The organism is Nocardioides sp. (assembly GCF_041600255.1).
GTDB lineage: Bacteria > Actinomycetota > Actinomycetes > Propionibacteriales > Nocardioidaceae > Nocardioides.
In genome coordinates this window covers 1-1,628 of the sequence record NZ_JBFIKK010000248.1, presented here as the reverse complement: position 1 = coordinate 1,628, position 1,628 = coordinate 1, and the positions used below count along the sequence as shown (strand labels likewise).

Sequence of the window (1,628 nt, the reverse complement as noted above, 5' to 3'; positions counted from 1 at the left end):
TGGCCGATCGCACGCGGATCCGCCCGCACGTGATCGAGTCCATCGAGGTCGACGACTTCGTGCCGTGTGGCGGGGACTTCTACGCCCGGGGGCACCTGCGCACGCTGGCTCGTGTGCTGGGCATCGACGTCGCCCCGCTGCTGGCGGCGTACGACGAGCGGTACGCCGCCGCGGACGTCAACCCGCGCCGGGTCTTCGAGGCCGAGCTGGCGACCGGGATGACCGGCTCGATCCGCGGCACCCGCGGCGGCCCGAACTGGTCGGTCCTGGTGGCCGTGGTGATGACGCTGGTGCTCGCCTGGTCGATCGCTCGCCTGGTGATGGACAGCCCGGTCCAGATCACCCCGCCCGCTCCCCAGCTCAACGGATCCGCCGGGCCGAACAACAGCATCCAGCTGCTCGGCGACCCGGTGCCCGTCGTCCTCACCGCCGTCGGCGGGGGAGCGAGCGTCGTGGTCCGCGACGGCGCCGGGAACGTGATCTTCTCCGGCGACCTGTCCTTCAACGAGAGCCGCACCCTCCAGCGGGTCGCTCCGCCGGTCCGGGTGCAGTCCAGCGACGGCTCCCTGAACGTCACCGTCAACGGTGAGGACCGCGGTGCCCTGGGCGCCGAGGGCCAGCCGGCCCAGAACACCTTCCCGGTCCGCTGATCGAGCCTCGGCCCCCGCGCGTGACGGTCGTCACCGCGGGGGCTTCTCGATGCACACGACGAGGGCCCGAACCGGCATACTCAGCCTGATCATGACGACGATTCCTGCCACCCGCCCCGAAGGACCGATGTCCGTCGCTCTGGTGACCCTCGGTTGTGCCCGCAACGAGGTGGACTCCGAGGAGCTCGCGGGCCGTCTCGAGGCCGACGGGTTCGTCCTCGTCGAGGACCCCGCGGACGCCGAGACCGTCGTCGTCAACACCTGTGGCTTCGTCGAGGCCGCCAAGAAGGACTCCGTCGACACCCTGCTCCAGGCCGCCGACCTCAAGGGCGGCGCAGGACGCACCCAGTCAGTCGTGGCCGTGGGCTGCTTGGCCGAGCGGTACGGCAAGGACCTCGCCGACTCGCTCCCGGAGGCGGACGCGATCCTCGGCTTCGACGACTACCCGGACATCGCCGCCAAGCTCCGCTCCATCGTGGCCGGCGAGGCCCACCAGGCCCACACACCGCAGGACCGCCGTCGCCTGCTCCCGATCTCCCCGGTCGAGCGCGACGCCAGCGGGCTCAGCGTCCCGGGCCACGGCCTGGTGCCCACCGCCGACGTCTCCGACCTGGGTCAGGGCGCGCCCGCCACCGGCCCGCGCGCCGTACGTCGCCGGCTGGACGGTGGCCCGATGGCTCCGCTCAAGCTCGCCAGCGGCTGCGACCGGCGCTGCTCCTTCTGCGCCATCCCCAGCTTCCGCGGCTCGTTCGTGAGCCGTCGTCCCAGCGACGTGCTCCAGGAGGCCCAGTGGCTGGCCACCCAGGGAGCCCGCGAGCTCTTCCTGGTCAGCGAGAACTCCACGTCGTACGGCAAGGACCTCGGCGACCTGCGCCTGCTGGAGACCCTGCTCCCCGAGCTGACCGCCATCGACGGCGTCGAGCGGGTCCGGGTCTCCTACCTGCAACCGGCCGAGACCCGCCCCGGCCTGGTCGAGGC

Annotated in this window: 2 protein-coding genes; both read left to right on the top strand. The window is 72.3% G+C overall.

The features are described 5' to 3' along the window. On the top strand, positions 1-650 hold a 650-nt coding region (locus ABZE72_RS16845; RefSeq protein ID WP_372730186.1), incomplete at its 5' end, for a helix-turn-helix domain-containing protein. A 91-nt stretch (positions 651-741) separates the two neighbouring features. After that, positions 742-1,628: radical SAM protein (locus ABZE72_RS16840; protein WP_372730185.1), on the top strand; the 887-nt coding region annotated here is incomplete at its 3' end.